Source organism: Bradyrhizobium sp. PUT101 (assembly GCF_052043945.1).
Taxonomy (GTDB): domain Bacteria; phylum Pseudomonadota; class Alphaproteobacteria; order Rhizobiales; family Xanthobacteraceae; genus Bradyrhizobium.
Window position 1 is genome coordinate 3937980 of sequence record NZ_CP197207.1, and the last position, 17137, is coordinate 3955116.

Annotated in this window: 13 protein-coding genes and 1 pseudogene; 6 read left to right on the plus strand and 8 right to left on the minus strand. The window is 63.8% G+C overall.

Translation table 11 applies throughout. The features are described 5' to 3' along the window. The first annotated feature begins 100 nt into the window (after nt 1–100). A complete protein-coding gene (locus tag ACSHT2_RS19200) occupies nt 101–1651 on the plus strand; it encodes an acyl-CoA synthetase (RefSeq protein WP_440635795.1) in 1551 nt (516 codons plus the stop codon). Nucleotides 1652–1725: 74 nt separating this feature from the next. Further along, nucleotides 1726–2947 (plus strand): annotated as a pseudogene (locus ACSHT2_RS19205) (ABC transporter substrate-binding protein). A gap of 78 nt (nt 2948–3025) precedes the next feature. Here the strand turns inward: ACSHT2_RS19205 and ACSHT2_RS19210 are convergent. Further along, nucleotides 3026–3781, minus strand: a complete 756-nt coding sequence (locus ACSHT2_RS19210; protein ID WP_440635797.1) for a helix-turn-helix transcriptional regulator — start codon at nt 3779–3781, stop codon at nt 3026–3028. 191 nt (nt 3782–3972) lie between these two features. On the opposite strand from ACSHT2_RS19210, the gene ACSHT2_RS19215 reads away from it, so the two are divergent. The 4 genes from ACSHT2_RS19215 (at nt 3973) to ACSHT2_RS19230 (ending at nt 10314) form a co-directional block, all read left to right on the plus strand. Further along, nucleotides 3973–6237, plus strand: a complete 2265-nt coding sequence (locus ACSHT2_RS19215; RefSeq protein WP_440635798.1) for a marine proteobacterial sortase target protein — start codon at nt 3973–3975, stop codon at nt 6235–6237. Nucleotides 6238–6413: 176 nt separating this feature from the next. After that, a complete protein-coding gene (locus tag ACSHT2_RS19220; RefSeq protein WP_440642877.1) occupies nt 6414–6983 on the plus strand; it encodes a class GN sortase in 570 nt (189 codons plus the stop codon). 135 nt (nt 6984–7118) lie between these two features. Beyond that, nucleotides 7119–9335: an acetate--CoA ligase family protein gene (locus ACSHT2_RS19225; protein ID WP_440635799.1), complete on the plus strand. Its 2217-nt coding sequence runs from the start codon at nt 7119–7121 to the stop codon at nt 9333–9335. Nucleotides 9336–9492: 157 nt separating this feature from the next. Further along, on the plus strand, nt 9493–10314 hold the full coding sequence (locus tag ACSHT2_RS19230) for an MlaD family protein (RefSeq protein ID WP_440635800.1): 822 nt from the start codon (nt 9493–9495) through the stop codon (nt 10312–10314). Between the two features lie 60 nt (nt 10315–10374). On the opposite strand, the gene ACSHT2_RS19235 is transcribed toward ACSHT2_RS19230, so the two are convergent. The 7 genes from ACSHT2_RS19235 to urtB all read right to left on the minus strand — a co-directional run bounded on the left by ACSHT2_RS19235 (nt 10375) and on the right by urtB (nt 16996). Then, the gene (locus ACSHT2_RS19235; protein ID WP_440635801.1) at nt 10375–11415 is read right to left on the minus strand and encodes an aliphatic amidase; all 1041 of its coding nucleotides are present in this window, start codon (nt 11413–11415) and stop codon (nt 10375–10377) included. A gap of 62 nt (nt 11416–11477) precedes the next feature. Further along, nucleotides 11478–11855, minus strand: a complete 378-nt coding sequence (locus ACSHT2_RS19240; RefSeq protein ID WP_440635802.1) for an FmdB family zinc ribbon protein — start codon at nt 11853–11855, stop codon at nt 11478–11480. Nucleotides 11856–11947: 92 nt separating this feature from the next. Next, nucleotides 11948–13177 carry a formamidase gene (gene fmdA, locus ACSHT2_RS19245; protein WP_157285379.1) on the minus strand — a complete coding sequence of 410 codons (1230 nt, stop codon included), beginning with the start codon at nt 13175–13177 and terminating at the stop codon, nt 11948–11950. 28 nt (nt 13178–13205) lie between these two features. Then, the gene (gene urtE, locus ACSHT2_RS19250) at nt 13206–13895 is read right to left on the minus strand and encodes an urea ABC transporter ATP-binding subunit UrtE (RefSeq protein ID WP_131874442.1); all 690 of its coding nucleotides are present in this window, start codon (nt 13893–13895) and stop codon (nt 13206–13208) included. A 193-nt stretch (nt 13896–14088) separates the two neighbouring features. After that, nucleotides 14089–14844: an urea ABC transporter ATP-binding protein UrtD gene (gene urtD / locus ACSHT2_RS19255; protein ID WP_091964397.1), complete on the minus strand. Its 756-nt coding sequence runs from the start codon at nt 14842–14844 to the stop codon at nt 14089–14091. 65 nt (nt 14845–14909) lie between these two features. Next, nucleotides 14910–16052: an urea ABC transporter permease subunit UrtC gene (gene urtC / locus ACSHT2_RS19260; protein ID WP_440635804.1), complete on the minus strand. Its 1143-nt coding sequence runs from the start codon at nt 16050–16052 to the stop codon at nt 14910–14912. 17 nt (nt 16053–16069) lie between these two features. Beyond that, nucleotides 16070–16996: an urea ABC transporter permease subunit UrtB gene (gene urtB, locus ACSHT2_RS19265; RefSeq protein WP_440635805.1), complete on the minus strand. Its 927-nt coding sequence runs from the start codon at nt 16994–16996 to the stop codon at nt 16070–16072. Nucleotides 16997–17137 lie beyond the last annotated feature (141 nt).

A 17137-nucleotide genomic window follows, 5' to 3' on the forward strand; every position in this document is an offset into this window, starting at 1 on the left:
TAAAAAAAACGTTGCTGCACAGACTCCGGCTAGCGCCACGCCGGGCATGGTGCACGGGCAGCAGGATGGAGGGCGGCACCGACCGCCGAGGGAGGAATTCTTGGCCGTTCGTTACTACGACTGGATCGCCCATCATGGCCGCCGCACACCGAACAAGGTTGCGGTGATCGACCTCGCAAGCGAGCGCCGCTTCACCTATTCGCAGCTCGACGCCCGCGTCTCGCGCCTCGCCTCGTTCCTGCGTCATACGCTGAAGGTCTCGCGCGGCGACCGCGTCGCCGTCCTGGCGCTGAACACGACCGATACGCTGGAGGTGCAGCTCGCCTGCGGCCGGTTAGGTGCCATCTTCGTACCGCTGAACACCCGCCTCACCGTCCCCGAGCTCCAGTTCATCACTGCCGATTGTGCGCCGAAGGTGATGATCCACGACACAGACCTGGCCGAGACGGCGCTCGCCGTCGCAAAGCTCTGCAACGTTGCGACCAGCCTGCTGCTCGGCCCCGGCGGCACCTATGAAGCCGGCATCGCCGCCGCGAAGCCGCTCGACCGCGCCGAAGAAGTCACGCTCGATGACGTCTCCACCGTCATGTACACCTCGGGCACGACGGGCCGTCCGAAGGGCGCGACCATCACGCATGGCATGACCTTCTGGAACTGCGTCAATCTCGGCGGCCCCGCCTGCATCGGGCCGGCCTCGGTGCTGCTCACGGTGCTGCCGCTGTTCCACACCGGCGGGCTCAATTGCTACACCAATCCGGTGCTGCACGCCGGCGGCACCGTAATGATCATGCGCGCCTTCGATCCCGGCGCGGCGCTCGGCCTGATCAACGATCCCGCGCAGGGCATCAACGTGTTCTTCGGCGTGCCCGCGATCTACCAGTTCATGGCGCAGCACCCGGCCTTCGCGACGACCGACCTCAGCCGGCTGATCGTCGGCGGTGTCGGCGGCGCTCCGATGCCGGTGCCATTGTTGAAGGTCTGGGAGGCGCGCGGCGTCGCGCTTCAGCAGGGCTACGGCATGACCGAGACCTCACCGGCCGTGCTGGTGCTCGATCGCGAGGATGCCGCGCGCAAAGCCGGCTCCGCCGGCAAGCCGGTGCTGCACACGGAGGTGCGCATCGTGCGTCCGGACGGCAGCGACGCCGATGTCGGCGAGCTCGGCGAGCTCTGGGTCAAGGGACCCAACATCACGCCGGGCTACTGGAACAGGCCGGAGGCGAACAAGACATCCTTCACCGACGGCTGGCTGCACACCGGCGATGCGACCCGCGTCGACGAGGAGGGCTTCTACTACATCGTCGATCGCTGGAAGGACATGTACATTTCCGGCGGCGAGAACGTCTACCCGGCCGAGGTCGAGAACGTCCTGCACCAGCTCACGGCTATCGCGGAGGCTGCCGTGATCGGCATTCCCGATCCGCAATGGGGCGAGGTGGGCCTTGCCATCGTCGCGGTCAAGCCCGGACAAAAGCTGACGGAGACAGAGGTCTTCGCCCATTGTGCGGCCAATCTGGCGCGTTTCAAATGTCCGCGCCAGATCCGATTCGTCGAGGCGCTACCGCGCAACGCCACCGGCAAGATCCACAAACCGACCTTGCGCAAGGAATTCTCGGTGGCTTCCGAAGTCGACAAGAAGGTCGCCAATGCCTGACCAAAGCGCCCCTCGCGGGCGCTTTTCCTTTTTGAAGTGCCTGCCCTACCAACAAGAAACTCCAAGGAATTTCCATGAAGAACAAGAAAATCGCGTTACTCGCCGCAGCAGCAGCCCTGACCTTGCTTTCGGTTCAAGGCGCTTACGCGCAAAAGAAATACGACACGGGTGCCAGCGACACCGAGATCAAGATCGGCAATGTCGAGGCCTATTCGGGTCCTGCCTCCGCCTACGGCATCATCGGCAAGACCGAGGAAGCCTATTTCAAGATGATCACACCAGGGCGGCATCAACGGCCGCAAGATCAACTGGATTTCCTATGACGACGGCTACTCGCCGCCCAAGACCGTGGAGCAGGTCCGCAAGCTGATCGAGAGCGACGAGGTGTTCCTCGTCTTCAACGCGCTGGGCACGCCGACCCAGACCGCCGTGCAGAAATATCACAACGCCAAGAAGGTCCCGCAGCTCTTCCTCGCCACAGGCGCCAGCAAATGGAACGACCCGAAGGGTTTTCCCTGGACCATGGGCTTCCAGCCGAGCTACCGGGTCGAGGCGCGGATCTTCGCCAAGTACATCTTGCAGGCGAAGCCGGATGCCAAGGTCGCGATCTTCTATGCCAATGACGATTTCGGCAAGGACTACGTCGCCGGCATCAAGGAGATCTTCGGCGACAAGGCATCCTCGCTGATCGTGGCGGAGGAGAGCTATGAGACCACCGAGCCGTCGATCGATTCCCACATCGTCAAGCTGAAGGGCACCGGCGCCAACGTCTTCGTCAACATCTCGACGCCGAAATTTGCGGCGCAGGCGATCAAGAAGATCGCCGAGCTCGAATGGAGGCCGATGCATGTGATGACGGACGTGTCGATCTCGATCGGCGCGGTGATGAAGCCGGCCGGACTCGATGCGTCGGAAGGCGTGCTGTCGGCGAGCTATCTGAAGGACGCATCGGACCCGCAATGGAAGGACGACGAGGGCATGAAGAAGTTCCTCGCCTTCATCGACAAATACATGCCGGGCGCCAACGTCTCCGACACCAACATCGTCTACGGCTACGCCGCCGCGCAGACCCTGGTTCAGACATTGAAGCAGTGTGGGGACAACCTGACGCGGGAGAACGTGATGAAGCAGGCCGCGAGCCTGAAGGATTTTGCGCCCGACACGCTGATCCCCGGCATCAAGATCAACACCGGCGCCAACGACTTCGCGCCGATCGAGCAGCTCAAGATGATCCGCTTCAAGGCTGGCCAGTGGGAGCTGTTCGGCGACATCATCAGCGCCGAGACCGGGGGTTAGCCCGCATCAGCTGAACATGCCAATTCAGATAGCGGTCGAAAGGCCGCTATCTTTTGTGTGAACGAGGTCGAAGCAGGGCTATGCCGGCAGGAAAAGCGCAAAGGGCTCTTCCACCGTGCGGCGCAGATGCTTTCGATACAAGACGTAGTTGCCGTCGTCGGGCGCAACCCGCCCCAGGGACGGCTTTGGAATATTCCCGAGCGGCACATAGGCGATGGGTGCAGCGATCGGCGTGAGCTGCGAGCCGGGGCCGGCACGAAGCGTCGAGATGATGCCGTACATCTCGCCGGAAACCGTCGGCCGCGACACCGTGATCACGCGATGCTGGCCGTGCTTGATGATGACGAGGTAGATGAAGCCGGACTGATGGGGAACGGCGACCTCGCCGGTGTGCTCATAGGCTGCGTCGGTCCGCTCGCCCTCCCGGAAGACCAGCGCGGAGACCTTCGGCTCCCAGACGATCTCGGTGCGATAGGCAAAGATCGCGTCCTTGTCGCCAAAGGACGGGCGCAGGGTGATGTAGACGTCCTCGAGCCAGGTCACGGCGCGATGAGCATAGGAGCCGAGGCTGTCGGGCGCGACGTCGTTTGCGGCCGGAGGCGTCACCACGATGGCACTTTTGCGCAAGGAGACGCCTAGCGCCTGCTCGAGCCGGACCGTCGTCGCCAGCGTGAATGGCCGGCGGCCGCCGAGCACCTTCTCCAACGTCGACAGGCTCAGCTTGGCCTGCTCGGCCAGGGCTTGCCGGGAGATCCGGCGTCTGGCCAGCTCTTCGCGAATGGTCTCCGCGATTTCGCGGCTCTGCTCGTCCGAAAGCTGCTTGTCAGCCTGCATTTGCACCGTCAGCCCTGCCCTGGAAGTACCATTCTAGCAGGGCGGACAAACCAGCACAAAACCGCACATGGCCGCCCGGCGGCGGCCTGCTTGGGCCGGCCGCGGCGGAACATTGCCGATCATTCTGCTCGCGAAATCAGCCTCTCAAGACCGATTCTGAGGGCCAGCAACAGCCCCCGGGAGCAAGCCAAATGAATACCTACGACACAGCCGACAGCGACGAACATCCCGTGCTGGGCCGGCTGATCAAGCTCGGATTATTCCTTCTCGCGCAGGGCATCGCGGTGATGCTGGTGGCCTTCGTGGCCCTGCTGGTGAGCTTCGGAACGGGTTGGTCGGCAACGGCCGAGCCGGCCAGCCTGCTGCAACCCGGCGAGGCACGGTCGGGTAGCCTGCTGCTGAAGGAAGACGGCGCCTATACGGAGGCGATCCGTCTCGGCACCGACATCGACATCACCGTATCGGGCCCGACGCTGCGCGCCCGCGTCACGCAACTGTTCCGCAATCCGACCAAGGACTGGGTCGCGGCCACCTATGTCTATCCGCTCGCAGCCAATGGTGCCGTCGACACGCTGAAGATGGTGGTCGGCGACCACGTCATCGTCGGCGACATCAAGGAGCGGCAGCAAGCCCGCGTGATCTACGAGCAGGCGCGGAGCGCCGGCCAGAAGGCCGCGCTCACCGAGCAGGAACGGCCCAACATCTTTACCAACTCGGTCGCCAATATCGGTCCCGGCGAGACCGTGCTGGTGCAGATTGAATATCAGGAGCCGGTGCATCAAGCCGGCGACGAATATTCGCTCCGCGTGCCGCTGGTGGTCGCCCCGCGCTACAATCCGGCGCCGATCGTGCAGAGCGTCGACTTCCGCAAGGACGGCTCCGGCTGGGGCGCAGCGACATCAGACCCGGTTCCGGATCGCGACCGCATCTCGCCGCAGGTGCTGGATCCCGCCAGACATGCGCCGATCAACCCGACCAGCATCACAGTGCGTCTGAAGGCCGGCTTTGCGCTGGGCGAGGTCAGGAGCCACCACCATAACGTCAAGGTCGAGAGTGCGGACAACACGACGCGTATCGTCACGCTCGCTGATGGCGCTGTCCCCGCCGACCGTGATTTCGAGCTGACGTGGAAGCCGGCCGCCGGGATGGCGCCGTCGGTCGGTCTGTTCCGCGAGCATGTCGGCGACGCCGATTACCTGCTCGCCTTCGTCACTCCGCCCAGCGCCGAGCAGGCAATGCCGAAGCCGCTGCCCCGCGAAGTCGTGTTCGTGATCGACAATTCCGGCTCGATGGGCGGCACCTCCATCGTTCAGGCCAAGGCGAGCCTGCTTTATGCCCTCAGCCGCCTCCAGCCGAATGACCGTTTCAACGTGATCCGTTTCGATGACACCATGGACGTGCTGTTTCCGGCCTCGGTGCCGGCGGATGCCGCGCATGTCGGCGAGGCGACCTCGTTCGTCAGCGCTTTGCAGGCGCGGGGCGGCACAGAGATGGTGCCGGCGATGCGCGCTGCGCTCTCCGACAAGCTCGACGACAGCAGCATGGTCCGCCAGGTCGTATTCCTGACCGACGGCGCGATCGGCAACGAGCAGCAATTGTTCGGGACGATCACCGCAATGCGCGGCCGTTCGCGCGTGTTCATGGTCGGCATCGGCTCCGCGCCCAACACCTATCTGATGACGCGCGCCGCCGAGCTCGGCCGGGGCGCCTTCACCCATATCGGATCGGTCGAGCAGGTCGAGGAGCGCATGCGCGGCCTGTTCGCCAAGCTGGAGAATCCAGCGGTGACCGGCCTCACCGCGAGATTTTCCGACGCCAAGGCCGACATCACCCCGGCGATCATTCCGGACGTCTATCGTGACGAACCGCTGGTGCTGGCGGCCAGGCTCGACAAGCTCGCGGGCTCCCTCGAAATCAAGGGACGCGTCGGCGAGCGCCCGTGGTCGGTGACGCTGCCGCTGCAAAGCGCCGCTGAGGGCAAGGGCCTGTCGAAGCTCTGGGCCAGGCGCAAGATCGGCGATGCCGAAGTGGCGCGCGCCATGCGCGAGATGACGCCCGAAGAATCCGACAAGGCGATCCTGGCGCTGGCGCTCGATCATCAGATCGTCACGCGGCTGACCAGCCTCGTTGCGGTCGACAGGACGCCGAGCCGGCCCGAAGACGAGCCGCTCAAGCTCAGCGACCTGCCGATCAATCTTCCGGCCGGCTGGGATTTCGAGAAGGTGTTCGGCGAGCGGCCGCATCTCACGCCAACACAGCTGCGCGAACGTCATGCCGATGCGCGCAACCAGCCGGAGCTGAGGCGGCCGGCGCCTGCCGCGCCCGATGCGATCCGCCTGCCCAAGACTGCCACCTCGGCCGAGCTGAAGATGATCGCGGGCCTGGCCCTGATCGTGCTCGCCCTGATCCTGTACGTGTTCAACCGGCGTCGGCCTTTGCTCACTGACGCCGCTTGAGAGAGGAGCCCCGAACTCCTCTGTTAGCGCGCGCGGCTGCCCGTCCCCTACAAACGGCCGCGCGCGCCTTTTTAGGAAATGTCATTCCGGGGCGATGCGGAGCATCGAACCCGGAATCCCGAGATTCCGGGTTCGGCTCTACGAGCCGCCCCGGAATGACCACCAAAGAGAAGCAGATGTCCCGCTTCATCCCTCCCCTCGTTCTGGCGCTGATCGGCCTCATCCTGTTCGGAGATGGCGCCTACATCCATGCCAAGGCCTGGCTGGCGCAGGTGCTGCTAGAGCGGGCGTTCGACCGAAGCATTGCGATGGGACAGGCGGTGAGGCCGTGGTCGTGGGCCGACACCTGGCCGGTCGCGCGGATCGAGGTCAAGCGGATCGGCGCCAGCGCCATCGTGCTGGAAGGCGCGAGCGGACAGGCGCTCGCTTTTGGACCCGGCCATATCGACCAATCGGCTGATGCGGGTGAACGCGGGATTGCTGTCTATGCCGCCCATCGCGACACTCATTTCCGCTTTTTGCGGGATGTTGCCATTGGTGACGTCATCGACGTCACACGTAGCGACGGTCGACATTTTCGCTATCGCGCGGATTCCTCGGCCGTGGTCCGTTTCGATGCATCGGGCATCGACGCCACGACACGGGGTTTCGAGCTTGTTCTCGCGACCTGCTGGCCATTCGATGCCGTCACCTCCGGCCCCGAGCGCTACATCCTGCATGCAACATTGGTTGGAGCCGACAGATAGATCGCTTGCCGAGCCGACGACACGGCGTCGCTCATTCCACCACACGGCATACCACCCGCATGGTTGCCACTCCGAAGGAGTCGCCATAGAACGGAGTGACGCTCAACCAAGAAGAACAACAGGTGAGGTCACGCCATGGAAGCCCAGGTGTCTGCTGCGTCCGCGTTCCATCCATGGTCTCCGCCGCCCGATGCCAGCGACATCGTCAAGGGTATCCACGCCATGCTGCACCCGCACAACATCGTGCTGGTGGGAGCGACCGACAAGCCCGGCAATTATGCCGAGCGCATCTGGAACAATCTGGTCAAGTACGGTTACGAGGGCGGCCTCTATCCGGTCAACGCCAAGCGCGACGCCGTCTGGGGCGTCCCCTGCTACAAGGATTTTGCGAGCCTTCCCGAAAAACCCGATCACGTCCTGGTGCTTGTGCCCGCGCGCTTCGCCGTGCAGGTGATCCGCGACGCCGCCGCGGCCGGCGCGCGTTCGGCCACCATCGTCACCTCGGGATTCAGCGAGTTGCAGGATGAAGAAAGCCAGAAGCTTGCCGCCGAGCTGCAGGCGGCCGTGCGCGAGACGGGCCTTGCCGTCACCGGCCCGAACTGCCTCGGCAATTTGAGCGCCGGCGAAAAGCTCTTCACCAACATCGACGATCGAATCGTCACCATGGAACAGGGCGCGGTGGCGATCGCCGGGCAATCCGGCGCCATCGTCATGGCGATCCGCCAGGCGCTGGAGGACCGGGGTGTCGGTGTCGGCTATATGGTGACCACCGGCAACGAGGCCGGCCTCGAGACGCCGGACCTCATGCGCTATTTCGCCGAGGACCCGAGCATCAAGGCGATCGTCGTCTACCTCGAAGGCGTGCGCAACACCAAGGCCTTTCGCGACGCCTGCAAGGCGGCGCGCGCCGCGAGCAAGCCCGTGATCGCGCTCAAGCTTGGCGCATCAGAGGGTGGCCGCGCCGCAGCGATGGCGCATACCGGCGCGCTCGCTGGCTCGATCGAGACGTTCGACGCCATCGCAACGCGTGAAGGCGTGATCCGGGTCGGAGGGCTCGACGAGCTGATCGAGACCACCGAATGCTTCGTGCACGCTGCCGTACCCAAAGGCGATCGCCTCGCCGCCGTCACGCTGTCCGGCGGCAAGCGCGGCATGCTGATCGATGCCTTCTACGCCGCGAGCCTGAACTTCGCGCCGCTGAGCCCGCATGTCAGCTCGGAGCTGGCGAAGATGCTCGGGCCGGGCTCGATCGTCGGCAATCCGCTCGACGCCGGCTTTGCCGCGGTCGTCGATCCCTCCGTCTATATGAAGTCGATCAAGCTGATGATCGACGACCCCGATATCGACATCGTCATCGTCGATGCCGAACTGCCGAAGGCGCCGCACGAGCTGCGCGAGCGCAACTTGCGCATCGTCGACGAGATGGCAGGCCAGGCCGGCAAGCCAGTGATCTATATCAGCGCGATGTCGATCGGCTTCACCGAGTTCACCAAGGACTTGCGCAGGTCGTTGCCGCATCTTGCGGTCATGCAAGGCATGGACCGTGCGGTGACCGCGATCAAGTCGCTGCTCGACTACGCGAAGCTGCGCAAAGAGGTGCCCGATATCGTCTCGAGCTCGAAGCCCGCCGCCCGCGCCGTGCTGGAGAAGGCATTGAGATCGGCGACTGGCGCCGCGCTCGACGAGGTCGCCTCGAAGAAGCTCCTCAAGGCTTACGGCATCCCGATCTCGAAGGAGGCGATCGCGCAGACGGCGGCCGAAGCGGTGAAAATTGCAAAGCAGATCGGCTTTCCGGTCGTGGCAAAGGTCGTCAGCGCAGAGATCCTGCACAAGTCCGACATCGGCGGCGTGATGCTGAACCTCGACAGCGCGGCCGAGGTGAAGAAGGCGTTCGCCGACATCACCGCGCGGGTCAAGAAGCTGAAGGGCAAGCCGAAGCTCGACGGCATCCTGATCGCGCAGCAGGTCAAGGCCGATCTCGAGCTCGTGGTCGGCGCCTCGCTCGATGCCGAGATGGGGCCGGTCGTGCTGTTCGGCACCGGCGGCATCGACATCGAGCTGATGAAGGACGTCGCCCTCGCCGGCGCGCCGCTGGACGAGGCCGAGGCCCGTGTTTTGATCGGCCGCACCAAGGCCGGCATCAAGATGCGCGGCTATCGCGGCAAGCCGGCCCTGCACGAGGCCTCGGCGGTGAAGGCGCTGGTCGGCCTCTCCAACCTGATCGCGGATGCCGGCAACCGGATCGCCTCGATCGACATCAACCCCTTCCTGATCAACACCAGGACGGGCGTGGCCGTCGATGCGCTGATCGTGTTGAACAATGCCGCGGCAAAGCGCGCGGCCGGCCATTGAGGATGTCGTAGGGCGGATTGGCGGCAGTGCAATCTGCCAGTTCGGTCCATCGAAGCGCAACGCGTTGGCGGGTTACCCTTCGCTAACCCGCCCCACCTAGAATCGCGGCCATTCGAACACCTTCCAACCATCCGGCTTTGGCCGTAGACTCGACCCCATGGCGCGCGCGAGCAATCTTGTGATCGGAACGGCAACGCTGGCGGCGATCGCCGTGGCGTTCGGCGGCCTGCTCGGCGTGCAGAAATGGCGCACCATCCAGAGCCGCAGCCAGTTGCGCGTGGTATTCGAGGGTGGTTCCGCCAGCGGACTGCGCCGCGGCGGGCCGGTCAATTTCGACGGCGTGCCCGCCGGCCAGATCCTGTCGATCAAGCTCGACAGCCCCCGCAGGATCGTGGCGCTGGTGATGCTCGACAACACCGCGCCGATCCGCAAGGACACCGTGGCAGGCATCGAGTTCCAGGGCCTCACCGGCGTTGCCGCGATCTCGCTGATCGGCGGCGCTCCCTCTGCGCCGCCGGTGCCGCTGGACAGGGACGGCATTCCCGTGCTGACGGCCGATCTCAGCGACGCCGAATCCATCGTCGAAACCCTGCACAGCGTCGACCGCACCATCGTGAGCAACGCGCCGGCGATCAAGGAAGGCCTGCGCACGTTCGAGAGCCACACTGCCGACCTCAGGAGCAAGGGCGCGGAAATCGATTCGGTCATGACCAAGGTCGACAGCGCCTTTGCGGGATTCGACAAGGCGGTCGCGAAGATCGAGGGCGCCGTGCCAGGCTTCGTCGACGGCAAGGCCGACGAGCTGTTCGAGAAGATCAAGGGACTGCACGAGCTTGCCGGCACCATGCAGAAGAAGTCGGCGACCTACCTCGAAGACATCCGCCGCTCGCTGCTCGACGTCAGCGAAGCCGCCAACAAGATGAGTGGGACACCCGCGCCTCCGCGTCCACCGCGCAAGCCCACGGAGCAGAAGCGGTAGTACCCGCTGCGTGGCACCCGACGTCCGGCGTACGAGCGGGTAACGTATCCCAGCACTGACTCAGTAGTTGCTCGGGGACGCTCCATTCGGGATTCCCTCGATCGGGCATTCGTCCGTACCCGGGGTCGAGCGGGTCATCGCTTCCACCATGTCGCGCGTGCCTTCGGGGTCCTTGATCCAGTTCTTGTAGAAATCATACGGGCACGCCGCGACGCCGCGCGGGCTGTCGCCGGAATTGATCATGCCGGTGTAGCCGCGGTGGACCAGCTTGTAGAGATGGTTCTGCGACTGGCCGTTGCGGCGTGCATCGCGGATCAGATGTTTCGACAGCTGGGCATATTGGATGCCGTACTCCTCCTCGCCGGTCTCGCCGAGAGTGCGGCCATCGAAGCCGATGATCGCGGAGTGGCCGAAATAGGAGTAGACCCCGTCGAAGCCGGCGGCATTGGCGACCGCGACATAGACGTTGTTGGCCCACGCCATGGCCTTGGAGATCATGACCTGCTGCTCCTTGGCCGGATACATGTAGCCCTGGCAGCGCACGATCAGTTCGGCGCCCTTCATGGCGCAGTCACGCCAGATCTCGGGATAGTTGCCGTCATCGCAGATGATCAGGCTGACCTTGAGCCCTTTCGGCCCCTCGGAGACGTAGGTGCAATTGCCGGGATACCAGCCCTCGATCGGCACCCAGGGCATGATCTTGCGGTATTTCTGCACGATCTCGCCCTTGTCGTTCATCAGGATCAAGGTGTTGTAGGGCGCCTTGTGCGGATGCTCCTCGTGGCGCTCGCCGGTGAGCGAGAATACGCCCCAGACCTTGGCCTTGCGGCAGGCCTCGGCGAAGATCGCGGTTTCCTCGCCCGGGACCATGGATGCCGTCTCGTACATCTCATTGGAGTCGTACATGATGCCGTGGGTGGAATATTCGGGAAAGATCACGAGGTCCATGCCGGGCAGGCCGAGCTTCATGCCAACGACCATGTCGGCGATCTTGCGGGCGTTATCGAGCACCTCGGCTTTGGTGTGCAGCCGGGGCATCTTGTAGTTGACCACTGCAACGCCGACCGTGTCGTTGCTGCTTGAGATATCGCCGTGAAGCATGTCGATCGCTCCTGTACTTGACTCGTTGTTCTGGATCGCCGCCGATCAGGCGATCGCGTGAGTTAGTGACTGATCATCCAGGGCCGCGCCGTCGGAAAGCCCTTGGCGCCGCTCGTGGTCTTGGTCATCAGACGCGCCGGCTTTTTCCTGTCCGTCGCGCCCTTGTCCTTCACGGTCTTGCCCGAGGAGCAGCAGCCGCAGCCGGGGCCGTGCGAGGCCTTGTACTGTGCGAGCGTCTGCGGCGCATGCGTGCTGCGCTCGTTGACGGCGTGCGCCTTGCGCTTGTCCGCCGGCATGCAGAAGAAGTTCGGCGCGGTCAGGATGACGCGGGGCGCCAGCGTCTCGCAGTGCGGGCAGCTCTGCGGATCGTCGTACTCCGCCATCGGGCGAAGGTCCTTGAATGGACCGCAGTCGTCACAGAGATATTCGTAGACCGGCATCGCATCATCCCCACGCTGTAGCTTGTTCAACACACCTGGCGGCGGATGCGGGGCGGCAAGCAAACGCCGTCCCGCATTCCGTCGCGCAGGGATTACTTGTCCGGCGAGATCGGCATCTGGATATCGCCGGTGATGTGCTTGATGGGACCGGCCGCCGACGGCATCACGTCGAAGTCGAAGATCTCGGTCGGCAGCCACAGCGTGGCGCAGGCGTTGGGCACGTCGACCACGCCGGAGATGTGGCCCTGGCATGGCGCGGTGCCGAGGATCGAATAGGCCTGGGCGCCGGAATAGCCGAACTTCTTCAGATACTCGATGGCGTTGAGGCAGGCCTGGCGATAGGCGATGTGGACGTCGAGATAGTGCTGCTTGCCGGCTTCATCCACCGAGATGCCTTCGAAGATCAGATAGTCCTTGTAGTTCGGCGTGATCGGCGACGGCTTGAATATCGGGTTCTTGATGCCGTATTTCGACATACCGTCCTTGATCACTTCGACCTTCAGGTGCAGCCAGCCGGCCATCTCGATGGCGCCGCAGAAGGTGATCTCGCCGTCGCCCTGGCTGAAGTGCAGATCGCCCATCGAGAGACCGGCGCCGGGCACGTAAACCGGGAAGTAGATCTTCGAGCCGCGCGACAGATCCTTGATGTCGCAATTACCGCCGTGCTCGCGCGGCGGCACGGTGCGCGCGCCTTCTGCGCCGATCTTGGCTTTCACATCGCCCTTGGCGCGGCCACCATGGGCGGTCGGCGCGAAGGGCGGATTGGCAAGGCCGGGCACGCGGGTCGGATTGGTCGAGATCAGCTCGGCCTCGCGCTTGTTCCAGGTTTCCAGCATCTTCGGATCGGGCAGACAGCCGATCAGGCCAGGATGGATCAGGCCGGCGAAGTTGACGCCGGGCACGTGGCGGGACGAGGTGTAGAGCCCCTTGATGTCCCAGATCGACTTCTGCGCCAGCGGGAAATGATCGGTAAGGAAGCCGCCGCCATTCTGCTTGGAGAAGAAGCCGTTGAAGCCCCACAGGCTCTCCTTGAGCGGCCCCACGTCGAGCAGATCGACGACGAGGAGGTCGCCGGGCTCGGCGCCCTTGACGCCGATCGGACCGGACAGGAAGTGCACGATCGACAGGTCGATGTCGCGCACGTCGTCGGCGGAATCGTTGTTCTTGATGAAGCCGCCGGTCCAGTCATAGGTCTCGATGATGAAATCGTCGCCGGGATTGACCCAGGCCACGATCGGAATGTCGGGGTGCCAGCGGTTGTGCACCATGTCATTTTCGTAGGCCGATTTGGTGAGATCGACCTTGATCAGTGTCTCTGGCATCGAGATGCTCCCCTTTTACTACGGTTGGTTAGACGGACAGATATTTCGAGACCTGCGCGGCATCGACGGCATCGCGCCGGTCGTCGCGGACGATCTCGCCGTTCTCGATCACCAGCACGCGGTCGGCGATGTCGAGCGCAAAGCTCAGGACCTGCTCGGACACGACGATCGAGAGGCCCTTCTCGTCGCGGATGCGCTTGAGGGTGCGCGCCATCTCCTTGATGATCGACGGCTGGATGCCTTCGGTCGGCTCGTCCAGCAGCAGCACTTTCGGCTTGGTTGCGAGCGCGCGCGCGATCGCGAGCTGCTGCTGCTGGCCGCCGGAGAGATTGCCGCCGCGGCGGTCCTTCATCTCGAGCAGGACCGGAAACAATTCGTAGATGTCGCCGGGGACCTCGGAGCCGCCGGAGACGACGAGCCCGGTTTCGATGTTCTCCTTCACCGTCATGGTCGAAAAGATCATGCGGCCCTGCGGCACATAGGCGATCCCCTTCGCGACGCGCTCGTAGCTCTTGAGGCTGCCGAGCTCAGCGCCGTCCATGGTCACCGAGCCGCTTTTCGCCGGCAGTATCCCCATCAGCGACTTCATCAGCGTGGTCTTGCCCATGCCGTTGCGGCCCATGATCGCGACGATCTCGTTGGGCGCGACCTTGACGTTGAGGCCGTGCAGCACCTCGCTCTGGCCGTAGGCGACGTGGAGATCGGAAATTGCCAGCATCAGCGTGCTCCTAGACTCGGTGCTTCTTCACCTCTCCCCACCGGGGAGAGGTCGGCGCGTAGCGCCGGGTGAGGGGGTGCAGACCCCACGAGAGAGCGAAGCCCCTCACCCGAATTGCTGCGCAATTCGACCTCTCCCTATGGGAGAGGTGGACCGTCATCGCCACTGCAGCTTCGCCGAACTTCGCCATCGCTCAGTGGCCCAGATAGACTTCGATGACCTTGGGATCGTTCTTCACCTTCTCCATCGTCCCCTCCGAGAGGATCTGCCCCTGGTGGAGCACGGTGACCTTGTGCGCGATGTCCTCGACGAACTTCATGTCGTGCTCGATCACCAGCACCGACCGGTTCTTGATGATGCGGTTGAGTAGCTCGGCGGTCTTGGCGCGCTCCGACACGCTCATGCCAGCCACGGGCTCGTCCAACATCAGCAAGTCCGGGTCCTGGATCAGCAGCATGCCGATCTCGAGCCACTGCTTCTGGCCGTGGCTCAGCTCGTCGGCATAGGTGTTGAGCTTGTCCTTGAGAAAGATCATCTCCGCGACCTCCTCCACCCGGTCCTTCACCAGCTGGTCGCGCTGAAAGGTCAGCGAGCCGAACACGGTGCGACCGCGGGGAAACGAGATCTCGAGGTTCTCGAAGACCGTGAGATCCTCGAACACCGACGGCGTCTGGAATTTGCGCCCGACGCCGGTCTGCACGATCTCGTTCTCCTTCATCTTCGTGAGCTCCTTGCCACGAAATTGAATCGAGCCCGAGGTCGCCTTGGTCTTGCCGCAGATCAGGTCAAGCACCGTGGTCTTGCCCGCGCCGTTGGGACCGATGATGACGCGGATCTCGTTCTCCTCGACATAGAAGGAGAGGTCGTTGACTGCCTTGAACCCGTCGAACGAGACGGTCAGTCCGGAGACCGCGAGCAGGAATTCCTTCGGCTGATGACCGACGAGCATGATCTATCTCCTCACTGCCAGCGTGGCATCGGCATCGTGATGACCGACGAGCATGATGGGTCTCCTCACTCTGCCGGTGCGCCGTCGGCGACCGAATTGCCGTTCCAGCCCGCCTTCGTCTTGCGCGAGCCGAACAACCGATCGATGCGAGGCTGCACGTAGTCGGCCCAGAGCCCGGACAGACCGTTCGGGAAGGCAAGCACGACCGCGATGAACAGCGCGCCGAGGCCGAACAGCCAGAGCTGCGGGAAGGATTCCGACAGGCTGGTCTTGGCGAAGTTCACCAGGATGGCTCCCCAGATCGCGCCGAAGATCGACGTCCGCCCGCCGACGGCCGTGTAGATCACCATCTCGATCGACGGCACGATGCCGACGAAGGACGGCGACATGAAACCGACATTGAGCGCGAACATGGCGCCGCCGATCGCGGCGAAGATCGCGGCCATGCAGAAGGCAAAGATCTTGAAGTTGGCGACGCTGTAGCCGGAGAAGCGGACGCGGTCTTCCTGCTCGCGCATCGCGACCAGGATGCGGCCGAGCTTGGTCAGGCGGATGAACTGTGCGATGCCGATGCAGGCGAACAGCAGCACCACCTCGACGAAGTACAGGATGACCTTGGCGTGGTCGGGCCGGATGTCCCAACCCTTGAGCGTGCGCAGATCGGTCATGCCGTTGATGCCGCCGGTGTAGCCCTGCTGCCCGACGATCAGGATGGTCAGGATGGCGGCGACGGCCTGGGTGATGATCGCGAAGTAGGTGCCACCGACGCGGCGCTTGAACATCGCAGTGCCGATGATCAGGGCGAAGAGACCGGGAACCAGGATGATGGCGAGGATGGTGAAGGTCAGGCTGTGAAACGGTTGCCAGAACAACGGCAGCGACGTGATCTGATTCCAGTCCATGAAATCAGGGATGCCGGGCGTCGACTGGATCTTGGTGTTCTCGACGCTCGATGCCTCGAGCTTGAGGAACATCGCCATGCAATAGCCGCCGAGGCCGAAGAACACGCCCTGCCCCAGGCTCAGAATGCCGCCATAGCCCCAGCACAGCACGAGGCCGAGCGCAACGAAGGCGTAGGTCAGGTATTTCGCGACGAGATTGAGGCGGAACACATCCAGCGACAGCGGCAGGATCACGAACAACACGGCGGCCAGGACGATGAAGCCCGTGAGTTCGGAGCGATTGAAGAAGCGTGAGTTGATGATCATGACTTGCCTGCTTCTCGTTATTTGCGGACTTTGAGGGCGAACAGACCCTGCGGCCGCAGCATCAGGATGCCGACGACAGCGAGCAGCGTGAGCACCTTGGCCATCGAACCCGACATGAAGAACTCGAGGGTTGATTGCGTCTGCGAGATCGAGAAGGCCGAGGCGATGGTGCCGAGCAGGCTCGCGGCACCGCCGAACACCACCACCAGGAAGGTATCGACGATGTAGAGCTGACCGGAGGTCGGCCCGGTCGACCCGATCATGGTGAAGGCGCTGCCGGCGACGCCCGCGATGCCGCAGCCGAGGCCGAAGGTGTAGCGATCGACCTTTTCGGTGTTGATGCCGACCGCGCCGGCGATGATGCGGTTCTGCACGACCGCACGCACCTGGCGACCCCAGCGCGACAGGTAGAGAACGTAGGCAACGGAAACGGTGATCAGCAAGGTGAGACCCATCACGAAGACGCCGTTGATCGGCACTTCGATGCTGTCGGTCACGTGCAGCGAGCCCAGCATCCATTGCGGCAGCTCGACGCCGACCTCGCGCGCGCCGAACACGGAGCGATAGGCCTGCTGAAGCATCAGGCTGAGGCCCCAGGTGGCAAGCAGCGTATCGAGCGGGCGCTTGTAGAGGTGCCGAATCAGCACCCACTCCACCAGCATGCCCAGCGCGCCGGATGCGATGAAGGCCAGGATCATCGCGAGGAAGAAGTAGCCGCCGAACAGGTTCGGCATGTAGGCCTGGAAGAAATTCGAGGTCATCCAGGTGACGTAGGCCCCGAGGATCATGAACTCGCCATGGGCCATGTTGATAACGCCCATCTGGCCGAAGATGATGGCAAGTCCGAGCGCCATGAGGACATAGACGGAGAACAGGATCAGTCCGGCAAAACCCTGCATGACGAAGATCGAGCCAAGGTCGCCAATCGAATAGTCGCCGAACATCTATGTCCTCCGTCGAGATGAGGTCCCGCGTCGCGAGCAGGTTCGCGACGCGGGGGCTTGGGCATGGACTTGCGATCCACGCCAGGGAGCGGCTTGGCGTCTGGAGAAAGCGCGGCGGATGCCGCCGCTTACTGGTAGCGC